Raw genomic sequence first — 15,509 nt, forward strand, 5'->3', positions numbered from 1 at the left:
GTGCAACCAGATGCGCAAACTGAGCAACAAAAACAGGCTTATGAAGCATTTGCAGCAGCATTTTCAAACTTTAAGCCGAGATCATCATAAGGAGTAAAATTATGACAACAGTTAAATATTATGAGGTGGTCTTAGAAGATATCCAGCAGGTAGAAGTTTTAGATGAACAACAACATTATGATTTAAATAGTTTTGCTCAAGTCTGTGGTCAAAGTCCTGAATGGGTTCTACAACTGATTGAATACGATATTTTGCCACATCGCTTAAATGCATCAGATTTATATTTTTTAGTAGATGATGTGTCACGTGCACAAAAAGCGTATCGTTTACAGCGTGATTTTGATGCAAGTTTTACTGCTGTGGCCATGATGCTGGATTTAATCGAAGAATTAGAGCAACTTCGACGTATAACTAAATATCAGGGATAGATTTAAAATATTGGGTTTATCTCTAGCAATTAGAGCTTAACTCAATATTTAATCATTATTCTATAGCTAAGGTTTAAAACTCGAAAATTAAAATATAATCAGCATGCATTTTTGAAATGTCTCTTAATTTTGGATAAATGATATTATCTTTTTTAAATTGTAGTTCTATTAATAAAATGCTGGGTGGTACTAATTGGAATATAGTCAGAATAATAACAATTATTATGAATCCCTTTTAACTGCAAAACTTACCAAATAACTGAGACTTGAATATTTCATAACATTTTTTTAATCATCTTTTTGGTTGCTCAGATAAGGAAACATTCACAGTATAAATTAGCATGATCTCGTATAATTAATAATAATCGAAAATCTTTCTTATAGCTTCTGCAATATAGCTTTCGTGTCTAATTCTTTATTAAAAATAGTTAAATATATTTGATCTAATTTCCCCTTATTTTTGCTTTACAAAAACTCAAGATTATTAACAACTCTAGCCTTAAGATCCATGCCCTATAAGCGTTTAATGTGATTATGTCTGCTGTTCATGACGGGTTTTTTTGACTTATAGCCTCAAAAGATAAAGGGCAATTTTGCATCTGGATTATTTGGACTCAGACATTACCCGAAAAAATATGCAGTTAGCCTGATTCGGGAAGTCATATAGCCTTGAAATCCGCATAATCTCTGGATGTGGCCGGGCATAATTTTTTGTCGGAAAGAGGTGAAATGTATCTATAAAAAGAAGAGAGAGCAAGTTCAGGATCGTAAGTTTCTTTTTTATGAGAGAGTACTTTACTAAGTATATTGCAACGGCATTTATCTTGTAAAAAACATCCAATTCTTCAGCAGGTTCTTTTCTTTATTGACTCTCATTTGGCTGGATACTGAATGACTTCACCGGCTGTTTTAGGAGTAGAGCATGAAAAAATTACCGAAAGTAGCATTGGGCACCTGGTCCTGGGGAACAGGATTTGCAGGAGGAGATACCGTATTTGGCAATCACCTTTCTGATAGCCAGATGGCCGAGATCTTCAGCAAGGCTATGCAGCAAGGGCTGAATTTATGGGACACAGCTCCTGTTTACGGGATGGGGAGTTCCGAAACGGCGCTGGGTAAGCTGATTCCTCAATATCCGCGCGAAGATATCATTATATCAACCAAGTTTACGCCGCAAATTGCAGATGAGCAGTCAGCTGAACCCGTAACAGCCATGCTCAATGCCAGCCTTGAGCGTCTGGGTGTGCAAGATATTGATATTTATTGGATACATAATCCTGCTGATGTAGAGCGATGGACGCCAGGTCTGATTCCTCTTTTACAGAGTGGAAAGGTAAAGCAGGTCGGTGTTTCAAATCACAGCTTGAAACAAATAAGTCGTGTAAACGAGATTTTAAAACCAGCCGGTTTCTCGGTCAGTGCAGTTCAGAATCACTACAGTATGCTCTATCGTTCCTCTGAAGAAGCCGGGATTCTCGATTATTGCCATCAAAATAATATGACCTTTTTTGCCTATATGGTGCTCGAGCAAGGTGCTCTCAGTGGTCGTTATGACTCGCAACATCCTATGCCTGCGGGTAGTGACCGTGCTGAAACCTATAACAATGTTTTACCGCAGCTAGAAAAACTAACTGCTGCAATCAAGGAAATGGGAGACCAGAAGAATGCCAGCGTGGCCCAGATTGCCATTGCCTGGGCAATTGCAAAGGGAACGCTCCCCATCATCGGCGTAACCAAAGTTGATCATGTTACAGATGCTGCCAGAGCAGCAGAGATTCAGCTTAGCGCTGACGAAATGGTCACCCTGGAGGAGTTGGCTAAAGCAACAGGCGTGGATACCCGAGGTGCCTGGGAAAAACCGATGATTTAACAGGTCTGATGCCAGCAAAGAGGTCCCTTTGAGTAGGCTTTTAACCCTATTCAGTTGATGGTTGTGGTGGCCCTTTGTATGAAAGACATTAGCAGAAACACGTTAGCGTCATCTGGGTCATTTGCGAGTAAAAAATGAAAATAATTTGTCTGGAAGAACACTATCTCGATAAGGCATTTGCTAAAGCGTCCATGGCTGTAGCACTGCACAGGCTCCATTTCTGCTTGACTGGGCAAAGACGGTTACAGATGGTAATTATCCGGATCGAAGCCGTCCTCAAATTGAGAAAAATGCTCTAATAAATTTAAAAGGTGCAGACCTGGGTAGCGGACGTCTGGCGGATATGGATCAAGCTGGGATTACAATGCCGGTTCTTTCTGTTGGCGGATTTCCTCATTTGGCACCTGCTGCTGAAGCGGTAAATTTAAGCCACGCCGCGAATGACCGCCTTGCTCGAGCAGTGAATGCTCATCCCGACCGGTTTGCGGCATTCGCAACGCTCCCTTGGGCTCAGCCGGATGAGGCCGAAAAAGAGCTGGAGCGAACGGTCAAAGAATTAGGTTTCAAGGGTGCTCTGCTCAATGGGCGGCTTTCATCCCATTTTATTGACCATCCCGATTTCAACCGGCTACTGAAATGCTTTAACGCGCTGGGCGTGCTTACCCCGGGCTTCCTGTGCGCAGCGTACAGCAGGCGTATTACAGCGGTTTCAATAGTGAGGTGACTGCCAGACTTTCCATGTTTGGCTGGGGTTGGCATCAAGAGGCAGGTATTCAGCTGCTGCGCTTAATCCTTTCAGGTGCTTTTGATAAATATCCAAATCTTCAGGTCATTAGCGGTCACTGGGGAGAGATGTTACCGTTCTGGTTACAGCGCCTAGATGACAGCCTTCCCCAAGCCGCGACAGGATTAAAGCGTACCCTGACCCAAACCTTTCAGGAACAGGTATATGTGACACCATCAGGTATGCTCACGTTTCCCCATTTTCAGTTTATTTATGGACTGATGGGGCCACAACGGATTCTTTTTTCTGTGGATTATCCTTATCAGACTCTAGATGGTATACAAGAATTTATTCAAAGTTTATCCATTTCGGAAGAGGACAAAGAAGCAATAGCCTTCCGCAATGCTGAACGGTTACTCCAAATAAAGTCATGATGAAACAGGCTATAGAGCACGATATGCATGCGCTGCTGAATGGGCTTAAGCGTCATTAAGCGTATTCATACGCTAATAAAGAATAGGGTCAAATTATACCTGAGACTTGAATGGCTAGAAGAATTTTTTTGATCAGTAGGTTGAGGATAATCAAAGTCGGTTAAATCTAAAACTCTCACCAGACTCTGCAAGCTGGTCAGATCAATAATGTAAATCGTGAAGCTAATGCTAATTCCGGGTGTCAGTTCTTATTTTCACGATTTGGTTACTTATGAAGTGTGTGAATATCAGGAGGCACAGATGAGCTGGGATCCAGATCTACTTGATCAAATTAACAAGGCAGATGATTTGAAAATTGCCCCATATCATCATGATATGCAAACAACCGGTACACCGACCTGGATATGGGAGGTGGTCGTTGAAAACCGTCTTTTTGTACGGGCATACAGTGGAGTAACATCCCGTTGGTTCAAAGCTGCCCTTAAGCAAAGGGCTGGCAGAATCTATGCAGCAGGCAAGGTTTATGAAGTCAATTTTTCACCTGTGTCTGATCCCTTGTTACAGCAAAAAATTGACGATGCATACCGCCACAAATATGCTCAAAGCAGCTACCTGCCTAGCATGATTAGTGGACGTGCCATCTCAGCTACGGTTGAGATTTCACCTAAAAATGATTGAGGAGTGAATAGTCAAATGCAATATACACAACTGGGAAAAAGTGATTTAACGGTATCTCGTATTTGCATGGGATGCATGGGTTTTGGCGATCCGTCCACAGGTCAACATAGCTGGACACTGGGAGAGCAGGAAAGTCGTGACATTATCCGCTATGGTCTGGAACAGGGAATTAATTTTTTCGATACTGCCATTGCCTATCAAAATGGATCAAGTGAGCGTTATGTGGGTCAAGCGCTGCGCGATATGACACAGCGCGATAAAGTCGTTTTGGCCACCAAATTCTTACCGCGTACACCCGAACAAATTGCCCGCGGTATTGACGGGAAGCAGGCGATAGCACAATCTCTTGATCAGAGCCTGCAAAATCTGAGTATGGACTATATTGATCTCTATATTTACCACATCTGGGATTACAATACTCCCATCATTGACGTGCTTGAGGCCCTGCATCAGGCCATCAAGAGTGGGAAGATCCGTGCGATTGGCATCTCCAACTGCTATGCATGGCAATTGGCCAAAGCGAATGCACTGGCGGAGTGTGAAGGGCTTAGCCAGTTTGTTTCCGTGCAGAGCCACTACAACCTGATCATGCGTGAGGATGAGCGTGAACTTTCGGGTCTGTGCGCTGAGGACGGGATTGCAATGACGCCTTACAGTGCTTTGGCCAGCGGTCGTCTCGCCCGGCAGAAAGACCATCAGACCCGACGCGCCGTTGAAGATGATTATGCAAAACTGAAATACGATAAAACGGCTGCTCAGGATCAGATCATCATCGATAGGGTGGCTGAACTTGCCAGACGTTATCAGGTTTCAATGACTGAAATTTCACTGGCATGGCTGCTCACAAAAGTTACAGCTCCAGTCGTAGGCATAACTAAAAAATATCAGATTGATGATGCAGTAAATGCCGTAAATTTACAGCTCAAGCAAGAAGATATTGATTATCTGGAAGAACGTTATCAGCCACATTTTCTGTCTGGAGTCATGGCACAAAACACACCGCTCCCTAAACGATAATTGTCGTATTAAATTTCACCCTGATTTTAAAGGAAATCAGCTCGAGCAGGGAAGTGTTGCATACCCCTAGCTTAGTTTTTTCTGAAAGCAGATAAAAGTCGAAGAGTTAAAAAATATTTAAAAATACTCTATAAAAACAGAATATTAACTGGTAAGGAATTTTTGAATTAGCACCACGGAAAAGGGAAATTGCCTTCCAGACGGATTAACTCATACTGAAGATGTACCAAAGCGAGGAACATCTTAAATGAAACATACACGTATTAGAACATTCAACACAAAAGCCACTTATCCGGAACAAAGTTTAGATAACGATTTATGCCAGGCAGTAGTGGCACGTGGCAGCACAGTTTTTCTTCGTGGCCAAATTGGCCAGAACCTAGATACTTCTGAAAGTGTATGTATTGGAGATGCTGCAGGTCAAGCTGAGCAGGCGATGTATAACATCAAAATGTTACTGGAAGAGGCGGGCGGCGAGCTGGAAGACATTTGTAAAATCACAATCTATATCATTGATCCACGTTACCGCGAAGAGGTTTACCGTGTGGTTGGCAAATGGTTAAAAGGTGTTTTCCCAGTATCGACCGGTATTGTCGTTTCTGCCCTGGCACGTCCAGAATGGCTGGTCGAAATTGATGCAACCGCAGTCATTCCTGATTAATACAGAAAAGGATAACTGCCTATGACATTTTCTATTATTGCTCGTTGCCACAAAACGGGGCAATTTGGAGGGGCAATCAGTTCCTCTTCTCCAGCTGTAGCAGCACGGTGCATCCAGGCCAGAGCAGGCGTAGGGGTTGCTACATCTCAGAACATCACAGATCCACACTTGGCAAACATTTTGCTAGATATGATCAAATATGATCTGGCTCCAGAAGAATCGATCGTGGAATTAGTGAAAAATACCGAATTTATCGAGTATCGGCAGCTATCAGTGATCAATTCTGACGAAAAACCTGCTGCATTTAGTGGCAAGAATACACTGGGTGTTTATTCACAGTGCATTGGTGAGCATGCTGTTGGTGCGGGAAATCTTCTTGCCAATGAAACTATTCCCAAAGTGATGGTCGATGTGTTTCATCAAGCTGAAGGTAGTTTGGCAGAACGCCTGTTAAGCGCTTTACAAGCAGGTTTAGCAGCAGGAGGCGAGGCTGGTCCAGTTCATTCAGCAGGTCTTTTGGTGGTGGATAAGCTGGAATGGCCTGTAGTTAATTTACGGGTTGACTGGTCTGAAACGCCAATAGAAGACCTCTATCAATTGTGGAAAGTCTATGAGCCGCAAGTTGAAGATTATGTTGTTCGTGCTTTAAACCCATCTGGCTCTCCGAGCTATGGGGTTGCTGGGGATGAATAAGACTTCAATGAGCGCTGACCAAGGATGTAAGCGTGCTAAACAGAATCTCATTACGCCAAATGCAATACTTTGTTGCTACCGCAGAAAGCGGTAGCATCATCATTGCTTCAGAAAAAATTCACGTATCTTCACCTTCTATTTCAGCTGCGATAGCACATATTGAATCTGAATTGCAGGTTCAACTGTTTATACGCCAACATGCAAAAGGTTTGATCCTGACCAGTATTGGTGAAAAGGTCATGCATGAATGCAAGTTCATCTTAAGTCAGGCCAATAGTTTATATGCTCTGGCCGCAGATTTTTCAGGCTCTATCCGCGGGCCGTTAAAACTTGGATGTTTTACTGCATTTTCCCCCATGATTTATGCCGAAATCATTCACGGATTTACCAATTTATATAAGGGTGTGACGCTTGATTTATGCGAGGATGATCAACAGGTTTTGCTAAATGCTCTGGTTCGGAATGAGCTTGATGTGGTGCTGACCTATGATTTGAATATTGACCATAACCTCATTAATTTTGAGCCACTGGCCGTATTGCCACCGCACGTATTGGTGAGTGAAGCTCACCCCTTAGCACAGAATGTCGCAGTCACTTTAGAAGAGCTTGCAGAACTTCCAATGGTGCTCCTTGATCTGCCATTCAGCAATGACTATTTTATTTCGTTATTCCGCAATCATAAGCTCAGTCCGAAAGTCGTGCATTCTTCGCGCCATGTTGATGTTGTACGTTCCATGGTTGCCAATAATTTGGGCTATACCATTTTAAATGTACGTCCAAAAAACAATTTTTCTCTCGATGGAAAACGTCTGGTCCGTTTGCGAATTGCAGGTGAACACCGTCCTATGCAAATCGGGCTGGCAACGGCAAAAAATGCCAATCTGAATACGGTATCTCAAGCCTTCATTAGCCGTTGCCGTTCCTTTTTATCCAATCAATATATTCCGGGAATGGGAGATGCCCATTTCTTTGACCCACACGTCAAAATGAAACGTGAGACGGAAGAGGTTTAATTTATGAGTGATTTAAGTAGCGTGGCGCTTTTATCGAGACTGATCGCATTTGATACCACATCATATAAAAGCAATCTTGATTTGATCTTATGTGTCAAAGAGATTCTGGAACAGAACGGAATTCGCGTAGACCTGAATTTTAATGCTGAACAAAACAAAGCCAATTTATTTGCGAGTACAGGCCCGATTGATCAGCCAGGGATTTTGCTGTCTGGACATTCAGATGTCGTCCCGGTCGAAGGACAGCTTTGGGACAGTCCGGCATTTGAAGCTATCGAAAAAAACGGCAATATCTATGGTCGTGGCAGTGCAGACATGAAAGGCTTTTTGGCTTGTGCCATTGTAAGCATGTTGAAAGCCAGCCAGTATCCCTTACAACGGCCAGTACATTTATGTATTTCCTATGACGAAGAAATTGGCTGTATTGGTGTACGCGGTATTTTGGATCAACTCGCTTCCACGATTGTTTCTCCGCTAATGTGTGTTATTGGTGAACCGACCATGATGCAACTGGCTTTAGCTCATAAAGGTAAAACAGTGTTCAGAGCAAAATGCTGTGGCGAGGAAGGCCATTCGGCTCTTGCACCCCGATATATGAATGCGATTTATGTGGCGAGTAAATTGGTCGAATCATTACAACATGTTCAACATGATCTGCGTGACTATGGTGCACAAGACTCGGGTTACGATATTCCGTATACCACAGTTCATGTCGGGAAAATTTCGGGAGGAACCGCACTCAATATTGTGCCGAATCAATGCGTGGTTGATTATGAGATTCGTCATCTAGCACAGGACAGTAGTCAGCGTATTCAAGCGCAGATTCTTGAATCGATTCAATCCGAATTTCAGCAGCACATTGATGTTGAAGAAGTGAATCAATATCCGGGACTCAGTACATCATCGACCATTGAAGCAGTGCAGTTTATTCAAACTTTGCTCCCCAAAGAAACATCTCTTGGAAATATTTCTTTTGGTACGGAAGGAGGCTTGTTCCAGGATGCTTTAACTTGTCCGGTTGTAGTCTGTGGGCCTGGGGATATTGCGGTCGCACACAAGCCAAATGAATATGTGGCTATAGAGCAGTTAAATCAGTGTGATATTTTTCTTGAAAAATTATTAATGAGTCTATGTTAGTTTTTTAAGTGCCGTAACTTACATTTTTTAGTTTATAAATATTATTGAGTTTGCATGTTTGTATTATTTCGCCGTTTTTTATTTATTTTAATCAAAGAGACCTGTTTATTTTTATGGTCTCTTTTTTATTGCTTAAAAAAAACATTGCTAATACATCAATTTTTCAAAATTACTTATTGATATAAATTCCGATATAACAAAGGTAATAGGAAATAATCATGCAAATAGGGGGTTATGAATGGATTTTAATTGGTCATATACATTTAGTTTATTGTCAAACAGCAATTTCTGGAAGGCAACCTGGACGGTTATTGAGCTGAGTGTGCTGGTGTGGGTCATCGGGATTATAGCGGGCTTTGTCCTGGCATTGGGGAAACAGTCCCGTTTTAAACCGTTTGCATGGTCAAGTGATGTATATATCTGGTTCTTTCGCAGCCTTCCATTGCTGGTTCTACTGGTTTTTGTTTATAACCTGCCACAAATTTTCCCAAGTTCAAGCGTAGTTTTAGCTTCGCCTTTTCTTGCAGGTTTAATCGCAATGACCTTGAGTGAAGCCGCCTATATTGCAGAAATTCATCGTGGTGGTTTAACTTCAATTCATAAGGGACAAATTGAAGCTGGTAAAGCGTTGGGTATCAAATATTCGGGTATTCAGCGTCTGATTGTGATTCCCCAGGCATTTCGCGTGGCACTGCCCGCTTTAGGCAATGAATATGTGTCGATTGTAAAATTAACCTCTTTGGTCTCGGTCATTTCCTTGACAGAAATTTTGCTGGTGGGCCAACGCCTCTATACCCAGAACTTTCTGGTTATGGAAACCATGCTGGCAGTTGCATTTTACTATGTATTGATTGTTACAGTATTTGGCTGGGCGATTAACTGGTTTGAACGCAAAATTGACATTACCAATCGTAAACCCGGACTGCTGAATGAAAATGACCCTTTATATCAGTTACCTGTTGCCTCGGTTCGGGCACGTAAAGAAATTAGTAGTGAACGTTCAGGTATGTATGCTTTGGAAGCGATTGATATCCATAAATCCTATGGGGATCAGAAGGTATTAAAAGGGATTAACCTGAATGTGAAATGGGGTGAGGTGATCTCGATTATCGGTCCATCGGGTTCAGGAAAAACGACCTTTATCCGTACTCTGAATGGTCTGGAAGCATTAAATAAAGGTACAGTAAATTTACTGGGTCAAGCATTTTTAAAAGACCAGGAATTAACCGATGAATCTCCTGCCTATAAAAAACAGATTATTCATGTAGGAATGGTATTCCAGAGCTTCAATCTGTTCCCGCACAAAACGATTTTAGAAAATGTCATGCTGGCACCCCTGTACCACAACATGGGAACAGTACTGGACAGCAAAATTACTGCATTGGCCATGCTTGAAAAAGTGGGTATGAAACAACATGCGAACAAGTACCCGCACCAGTTGTCCGGTGGACAACAACAGCGTGTTGCGATCGCACGTGCCTTGGCTATGCAACCTTCGATTATTTTATTCGATGAACCGACATCCGCACTTGATCCAGAACTTGTGAATGAAGTACTGAAAGTGATTGAAGAACTGGCGAGAGAAGGTTTGACCATGATTATTGTAACTCATGAAATGCATTTTGCTTTCAAAGTTTCAGATCGGGTCGTATTTATGGAAGGTGGGCATATTGTTTTAAATGATAGTCCTGAAGCATTAAAACAAGCGGGTAATGAGCGTTTAGATAAATTTATGGCCAGAGCTGCTTAAATTTTAAATATCGGTTTAAAGCAGTCTGTTTATGACTGCTTTTTATTTTAGGTTTGTGCAGATTATCGAAATTTATTTTTATAAAGCATTACATAAAAAAATCCTAATCGGATTATTCACCATATTCTTTTATATTTTAAATAAGAGAAAAAAGACAATTGAGTCTGGGGTAATAAATGAAACATAAATCTATTTTAATGAGTACTTTAGTCAGCAGTTTATTATTGGCCGGCTGTACAAAAAATGAAGAACCTGTATCTACAGTAACAGATGCATCAGTTAAAAAATCAGTCAGTGTGGGTTCGGATCTCACTTTTCCCCCTTATGAATATTTAGATAACGGTGTACCTGCAGGCGTCAGCGTTGCCATTATGGAAAAGATTGCAGAGGTTGACGGTACTTATAAACCGGAATGGGTAGATACCCGTTGGGCCAATCTGATACCAGGTTTAAAAGGTGAGAAATTCGATATTTTATTCTCATCTATGTACATCACCAAAGAACGTCTTGAGCAAATTGACATGATTCCGTATTACAAAACGGATATTTCCCTATTGGTACGTCAGGATTCCGCCCTTGCCCCGAAAGGCCCAGAAGACCTTTGTGGCCGGGTGGTAGGTGCGATGAAAGGAACAGCATTTGCGACACAAGTATTCGAAATTTCTAAAGATCGCTGTGTTGCACAAGGCAAGAAGGAAATCACTATTCGTGAATTTGAAACTTCACCGCAAACCACTCAGGCATTATTGGCCCGTGCAGTAGAAATTCAGTATGACGATGCAGCAGTAATGAATGCAGCTGTGAAAAATTTACCGGATAAAGTCAAGATTACATCGACTGAACAGTTCTTCCCAACAGTGGGTGGGATCGGAATCCGTAAAGGAGATACAGCGACTTATAAAATGGTGGTAGAGGGACTAAATAAACTTAAAGCTTCTGGACAATTTGAAAAAATCCTCAGTACTTATGGTTTACAAGCGCCAACAGAGGCAGACATTGCAGCAGTGATGAACAAGTAATTAAAGTAAAAGCATGAAGGTAAATACAATGTTAAGACAAGCGCAAATTGAACAATTCCATCGTGACGGTTTTTTAGTTGTTGAAAATGTAATGAGCCCTAATGAACTGGCAGGCCTGCGCGCGCAGCTTGAAACATGGGTAGACGAGAGCCGTCAGTATACGCAAGCGTACGGAGAAACGATTGATGGCCGTTCACGTTTTGATGTGGATCCTGTCGACCATGACGCCGACCATCCAGCATTACGCCGTGTGAGTTCGCCGACTGAAATTTCAGAGGTATATTATGAAACCGCGATTCATTCGAGTATGGCGGAAATGGCAGGACAATTGATAGGTGGCAGTGGCACACGTTTTCATCACAGTAAAGTGAATGCCAAACTACCCCATACCGCTACCACAGTGAAATGGCACCAGGACTTTCCCTTTACCCCGCATACCAATGACGACATGATTACTGCACTACTCATGGTAGGGGAAGTCACAGCAGATAATGGCCCATTACAAGTCATTCCGGGAAGTCATAAAGGTGAGTTATTTGATCACTGGCAAGATGGCCGTTTTAGCGGAAAAGTGGAAGCGGAAGTCGAAGCCGCACATTGCCAAAACTATGTCTCATGTATTGGCCCTGCGGGTTCAGTATGCTTTATGCATACCCGTTTGCTGCATGCTTCTGGTGCTAACAACACTGAACTGCCACGTTATCTGTTTATTACGGTATATGCAGCTGAAGATGCCATGGCCTTGTCGGACAATCCTTTGCCAAGCATACACCAAGGGCAATTGGTATATGGTGTAGAAAGTGGACAGGTTCGTATGACAGCAAATCAACTAAAGCTTCCTCAAAAACCAAAAGGGGCATCATTCTTTGTCCAGCAAGCCGGTTTAGAAATGGCATAAAGCACCAATAAAAAAAGAGCTTCAACTGAAGCTCTTTTTTATGCAGGAAATATCACATTAGTCGAGTACGCTCGGATCTTCTTCCACGAGAATCGCTTTCATTTGTTCAAAATGCGCAATGCTGAAATCTTCAATTTTTTCCCAATCCTGTGCGGTCTTTTCTGCAACATGATCAGCCAGAATATTTAAAGTCTGCCCGGTAGAATAGGCATGAACCAGAATCTGGCTGGCTCGTTCAAAGGTATACATATCGTCAAATGCCACACCAATATCATGTGAGCCAATCAGAACGCCATGATTGCCCATGAGCAAGCGCGAATTGTTTTTCAATAAATTTGCTAGGCGTTGACCTTCTGCCAATTGGTCTGCCATCCCGCCATAATGGAAGTCATAAGATACGCGATTAAAGTAGCGGGCACTGTTTTGTTCAATAGGCAACAAGGTCGGATTTTTTAAGCTTGAAAGGGTGGTGGCATAGACAGGATGCAAATGCATAATCACTTTAATGTCCGGTCTTAATTGATGGATCTGTCCGTGAATTGCCCAAGCCGTCGAATCAATTTTTCCTTTCTCAAAACTTTCTGGATCATCTGCATGAACCAAAATCAGGTCACTGGCTTTGACCTTGGAAAAATGCACCCATTTGGGATTTAAAAGAAAGGATTTTCCATCCTTAGATACAGCTGCACTAAAGTGATTGGCTACTGCTTCATGCATGCCAAGTTTTGCACTAAGACGGAGTGAAACGGCTAAATCAATGCGTATTTTGGATTCACTTTTCACTGGTTTTATCTCCTTGAAATATAAGAAAAGTCTAATATTTTTTAGAGTAAATACTGCATCGTTTTTTCTGGATTATTAGCACGGAAATTCAAAATTACTTTCTACGAAAAACTCACGTATAACAATTTTAAAGTCATTCCAAAGATGGTCTCTTGAGGTGAAATATGAAGGTAGCGTTGAAAGTAAAACCATTGATTATGGCACTCAGTTTGGCATGTGGATTATCTGCATGTAGCGATAAGCCAACTGTTCAGGAAGCAGTCACAGCAGAAAGTACAGGAAAGGTATATCAAATTGGAAGTGATATGACCTTTCCGCCATTTGAATATATGGAAAATGATAAACCTGCAGGTTTTGATATTGATATTGCCAATAAAATCTTTGAACAATCAGGTGATAAAGCAAATTTTGTAGACAGTCGGTTTTCAAATCTGATTACAGGACTGGAAGCCAAAAAATTTGATCTGGTAATGTCAGCTTTATATATCACCCAGGATCGTCTCGAAAAAGTTGATATGGTGCCGTATTACATGACCACAGAGGCTCTCGTGGTATTGGCAGATTCTGAGTATCAACCTAAAACCCGTGACGATTTATGTGGCAAAACGGTCGCTTCACAAAATGGTTCCATGTTCCCTGAACAACTCCGTCAAATGTCGCAAGAAAGCTGTGTGTCCAAAGGAAAAAAACCAATTACCATCCGTGAATTTGTGACGTCCCCCGAAGCGGTTCAAGCATTGCTCGCAAAAGCAGTCGATGCACATTATGACGATGCCAGTGTTGCAAAAAGTACCGTAGAAAAATTAAAAGACCGTCTGGTGATCAGTTCAACTGAACCATTCTTTCCAGTTTTAGGAGGCATTGCTGTACCTAAAGGAGATCAAGAACTTTTTAATAAGGTTAAAAACGGTTTAGACGCGATTAAACAATCTGGGGAATACGATCAGTTGATTGCCAAGTACAACTTGCAAGCACCGACTGATGAAGAAATTCAGAAATATATGCCGAATTGATTGACCGGCATCAAAACTAAGCAAAGCTAAATATTTGAGAAGTTATTTTAATGAAAATGAATATTTTAACTCAGTCCTGTTTATTGGCTGTCGTTACCAGTGTAAGTATGCCGGTATTTGCAGGACTCAGTATTGGGGATGCAAAGACGGCTACCGGCGAGCTGAGTGTTTCGGGGTTTGTACGTGCAAAATATCAGGATAAAAGCTGGACAGATAATGATCATAAACTGACATTTGATGCGGCGCGTATTAATGTCGACTATAAGTCTCCCAAGCTGTTTGGTCATATTGAATATCGTTGCTATCAGTTCGATAAACTCTGTGATTTTTCAACACTGGTCGATGCTTATGCAGGCTATAACTTTAACGCACAGCAACTGATTCAAGCAGGTATACAAGCCGTACCTTTTGGACCAGGCCGTTTCTGGGAAAGTAACTATTACGGTGGGGTGATGACTCAAATTGGTCTGGAAGATGTGCATAACCTCGGGATTAAATACCAAGGTAAATTTGCTACAGGTACTCAGCTTGAACTGGGGTATTTTCCGGGAGATGGAGGCAGTTATTCAGGTCCGTATTCTGAAGATGCGAGCCGTTATACCACCAACTTTGTGAAACCTGAAAATGGCTCCATCCCACACCTTGATGAAACGGATATGTTTATTGTGCGGGTGAAGCAAGATATTACCAGTTTACCAAAAGGGGTCTCAAGTAACATCGGCGCGTCTTATTGGTCATCGGACATCGACAATAAAACCTTTGGCACCACAGGTGACCGTCAAGCGTGGGCCGTGTTTGGTAATTTAAATTATAACAATCTTGAGTTGATGGCGACTGTTGGTAAAAACCAGGTCGATAATGCCGATCCTGTGACCCCTAAAGTCTCTTTAATGGGTTCATTTGATGATAACTTTATGGTGGCAAATGAAGGTATGTTTTATACCGTCGATTTAGCGTATTCATTTAAAGATGTGGGTAAATTTAAGAAGATTCAGCCGCATTTTATGTATAGCCAATACGATAAATCTGAAAGTGGTTTCAAAGACTCGACTCGTCATATTTTAGGGGTGTCTGCTTACTACAATAACCTGCTCTTTGTTGCTGATTATATTATAGGTAAAAATGACTTCTTGATCGGTGGGCCAAGCGATTCGTATGCAACAGGCAGTGCTAACAAAAGCGAAAGTATGCTGAATCTACAAGTGTCGTATTTGTTCTAAGATTGAGTTAAGGTAATTAATTAAAAATACTGTATTTTAAATACGGTATTTTTTTTGGAGAAATCGGACATTTCTATTTTGGAGGTGCAGGTGTTGTTATTCACCAATTAAAATGTCTATGCGATAAACCATTTAAAATGTCCTGTTTTTAACCACAAGAGTCAAGCACAG

Annotated in this window: 16 protein-coding genes and 1 pseudogene; 16 read left to right on the forward strand and 1 reads right to left on the reverse strand. The window is 41.7% G+C overall.

What is annotated here, in order from left to right:
- The first annotated feature begins 101 nt into the window (after nt 1-101).
- The 14 genes and pseudogenes from VXQ11_RS15035 to VXQ11_RS15100 all read left to right on the forward strand — a co-directional run bounded on the left by VXQ11_RS15035 (nt 102) and on the right by VXQ11_RS15100 (nt 12,322).
- Nucleotides 102-428 carry a chaperone modulator CbpM gene (locus tag VXQ11_RS15035; protein WP_191731128.1) on the forward strand — a complete coding sequence of 109 codons (327 nt, stop codon included), beginning with the start codon at nt 102-104 and terminating at the stop codon, nt 426-428.
- Nucleotides 429-1,350: 922 nt separating this feature from the next.
- Nucleotides 1,351-2,298 carry an aldo/keto reductase gene (locus tag VXQ11_RS15040; protein ID WP_416706379.1) on the forward strand — a complete coding sequence of 316 codons (948 nt, stop codon included), beginning with the start codon at nt 1,351-1,353 and terminating at the stop codon, nt 2,296-2,298.
- A gap of 364 nt (nt 2,299-2,662) precedes the next feature.
- Complete coding sequence (locus tag VXQ11_RS15045) at nt 2,663-3,022, forward strand: amidohydrolase family protein (protein WP_416706389.1); 360 nt, start codon at nt 2,663-2,665, stop codon at nt 3,020-3,022.
- Complete coding sequence (locus tag VXQ11_RS15050) at nt 2,974-3,456, forward strand: amidohydrolase family protein (RefSeq protein WP_416706380.1); 483 nt, start codon at nt 2,974-2,976, stop codon at nt 3,454-3,456. The genes VXQ11_RS15045 and VXQ11_RS15050 overlap by 49 nt, the downstream gene beginning before the upstream one ends.
- Nucleotides 3,457-3,756: 300 nt before the next feature.
- Nucleotides 3,757-4,134: a DUF2255 family protein gene (locus VXQ11_RS15055; RefSeq protein WP_416682308.1), complete on the forward strand. Its 378-nt coding sequence runs from the start codon at nt 3,757-3,759 to the stop codon at nt 4,132-4,134.
- Nucleotides 4,135-4,149: 15 nt separating this feature from the next.
- A complete protein-coding gene (locus VXQ11_RS15060; protein ID WP_416706381.1) occupies nt 4,150-5,151 on the forward strand; it encodes an aldo/keto reductase in 1,002 nt (333 codons plus the stop codon).
- A gap of 247 nt (nt 5,152-5,398) precedes the next feature.
- Nucleotides 5,399-5,812 carry a RidA family protein gene (locus VXQ11_RS15065; RefSeq protein ID WP_064095754.1) on the forward strand — a complete coding sequence of 138 codons (414 nt, stop codon included), beginning with the start codon at nt 5,399-5,401 and terminating at the stop codon, nt 5,810-5,812.
- A gap of 21 nt (nt 5,813-5,833) precedes the next feature.
- On the forward strand, nt 5,834-6,505 hold the full coding sequence (locus tag VXQ11_RS15070) for a DUF1028 domain-containing protein (protein ID WP_416706382.1): 672 nt from the start codon (nt 5,834-5,836) through the stop codon (nt 6,503-6,505).
- Between the two features lie 32 nt (nt 6,506-6,537).
- A complete protein-coding gene (locus VXQ11_RS15075) occupies nt 6,538-7,518 on the forward strand; it encodes a LysR family transcriptional regulator (protein ID WP_064095752.1) in 981 nt (326 codons plus the stop codon).
- A 3-nt stretch (nt 7,519-7,521) separates the two neighbouring features.
- Nucleotides 7,522-8,655: an acetylornithine deacetylase gene (gene argE / locus VXQ11_RS15080; RefSeq protein ID WP_416706383.1), complete on the forward strand. Its 1,134-nt coding sequence runs from the start codon at nt 7,522-7,524 to the stop codon at nt 8,653-8,655.
- A 238-nt stretch (nt 8,656-8,893) separates the two neighbouring features.
- Nucleotides 8,894-9,544: pseudogene (locus VXQ11_RS15085) on the forward strand (amino acid ABC transporter permease); the annotation flags it as partial.
- Between the two features lie 117 nt (nt 9,545-9,661).
- Nucleotides 9,662-10,405, forward strand: coding sequence for an amino acid ABC transporter ATP-binding protein (locus tag VXQ11_RS15090; RefSeq protein WP_416706390.1), 744 nt, complete (start codon nt 9,662-9,664; stop codon nt 10,403-10,405).
- Between the two features lie 176 nt (nt 10,406-10,581).
- A complete protein-coding gene (locus VXQ11_RS15095; RefSeq protein ID WP_416706384.1) occupies nt 10,582-11,424 on the forward strand; it encodes an ABC transporter substrate-binding protein in 843 nt (280 codons plus the stop codon).
- 28 nt (nt 11,425-11,452) lie between these two features.
- Nucleotides 11,453-12,322, forward strand: coding sequence for a phytanoyl-CoA dioxygenase family protein (locus VXQ11_RS15100; protein ID WP_416706385.1), 870 nt, complete (start codon nt 11,453-11,455; stop codon nt 12,320-12,322).
- 57 nt (nt 12,323-12,379) lie between these two features.
- Here VXQ11_RS15100 and VXQ11_RS15105 read toward each other — a convergent pair whose 3' ends face one another.
- Nucleotides 12,380-13,105, reverse strand: a complete 726-nt coding sequence (locus VXQ11_RS15105) for a class II aldolase and adducin N-terminal domain-containing protein (RefSeq protein WP_416706386.1) — start codon at nt 13,103-13,105, stop codon at nt 12,380-12,382.
- A 164-nt stretch (nt 13,106-13,269) separates the two neighbouring features.
- Here VXQ11_RS15105 and VXQ11_RS15110 point away from each other — a divergent pair, with 164 nt between their 5' ends.
- Both VXQ11_RS15110 and VXQ11_RS15115 read left to right on the forward strand, forming a co-directional pair.
- The gene (locus VXQ11_RS15110; protein WP_416706387.1) at nt 13,270-14,118 is read left to right on the forward strand and encodes an ABC transporter substrate-binding protein; all 849 of its coding nucleotides are present in this window, start codon (nt 13,270-13,272) and stop codon (nt 14,116-14,118) included.
- 50 nt (nt 14,119-14,168) lie between these two features.
- Nucleotides 14,169-15,338, forward strand: a complete 1,170-nt coding sequence (locus tag VXQ11_RS15115) for a hypothetical protein (protein WP_416706388.1) — start codon at nt 14,169-14,171, stop codon at nt 15,336-15,338.
- The last annotated feature ends 171 nt before the right edge of the window (nt 15,339-15,509 follow it).

The sequence above is a fragment of the Acinetobacter sp. 197 genome (assembly GCF_048148385.1).
In the GTDB taxonomy this organism is placed as follows: Bacteria; Pseudomonadota; Gammaproteobacteria; order Pseudomonadales; family Moraxellaceae; genus Acinetobacter; species Acinetobacter pecorum.

Bases quoted from the DNA above. Each gene is read 5' to 3' on its own strand.
- VXQ11_RS15045 (WP_416706389.1), top strand. From the start codon at position 2,663: ATGCCGGTTCTTTCTGTTGGCGGATTTCCTCATTTGGCACCTGCTGCT.
- VXQ11_RS15115 (WP_416706388.1), top strand. From the start codon at position 14,169: ATGAAAATGAATATTTTAACTCAGTCCTGTTTATTGGCTGTCGTTACC.
- VXQ11_RS15100 (WP_416706385.1), top strand. From the start codon at position 11,453: ATGTTAAGACAAGCGCAAATTGAACAATTCCATCGTGACGGTTTTTTA.
- argE (WP_416706383.1), top strand. From the start codon at position 7,522: ATGAGTGATTTAAGTAGCGTGGCGCTTTTATCGAGACTGATCGCATTT.
- VXQ11_RS15040 (WP_416706379.1), top strand. From the start codon at position 1,351: ATGAAAAAATTACCGAAAGTAGCATTGGGCACCTGGTCCTGGGGAACA.
- VXQ11_RS15035 (WP_191731128.1), top strand. From the start codon at position 102: ATGACAACAGTTAAATATTATGAGGTGGTCTTAGAAGATATCCAGCAG.
- VXQ11_RS15065 (WP_064095754.1), top strand. From the start codon at position 5,399: ATGAAACATACACGTATTAGAACATTCAACACAAAAGCCACTTATCCG.
- VXQ11_RS15055 (WP_416682308.1), top strand. From the start codon at position 3,757: ATGAGCTGGGATCCAGATCTACTTGATCAAATTAACAAGGCAGATGAT.
- VXQ11_RS15090 (WP_416706390.1), top strand. From the start codon at position 9,662: ATGTATGCTTTGGAAGCGATTGATATCCATAAATCCTATGGGGATCAG.
- VXQ11_RS15060 (WP_416706381.1), top strand. From the start codon at position 4,150: ATGCAATATACACAACTGGGAAAAAGTGATTTAACGGTATCTCGTATT.
- VXQ11_RS15095 (WP_416706384.1), top strand. From the start codon at position 10,582: ATGAAACATAAATCTATTTTAATGAGTACTTTAGTCAGCAGTTTATTA.
- VXQ11_RS15070 (WP_416706382.1), top strand. From the start codon at position 5,834: ATGACATTTTCTATTATTGCTCGTTGCCACAAAACGGGGCAATTTGGA.
- VXQ11_RS15110 (WP_416706387.1), top strand. From the start codon at position 13,270: ATGAAGGTAGCGTTGAAAGTAAAACCATTGATTATGGCACTCAGTTTG.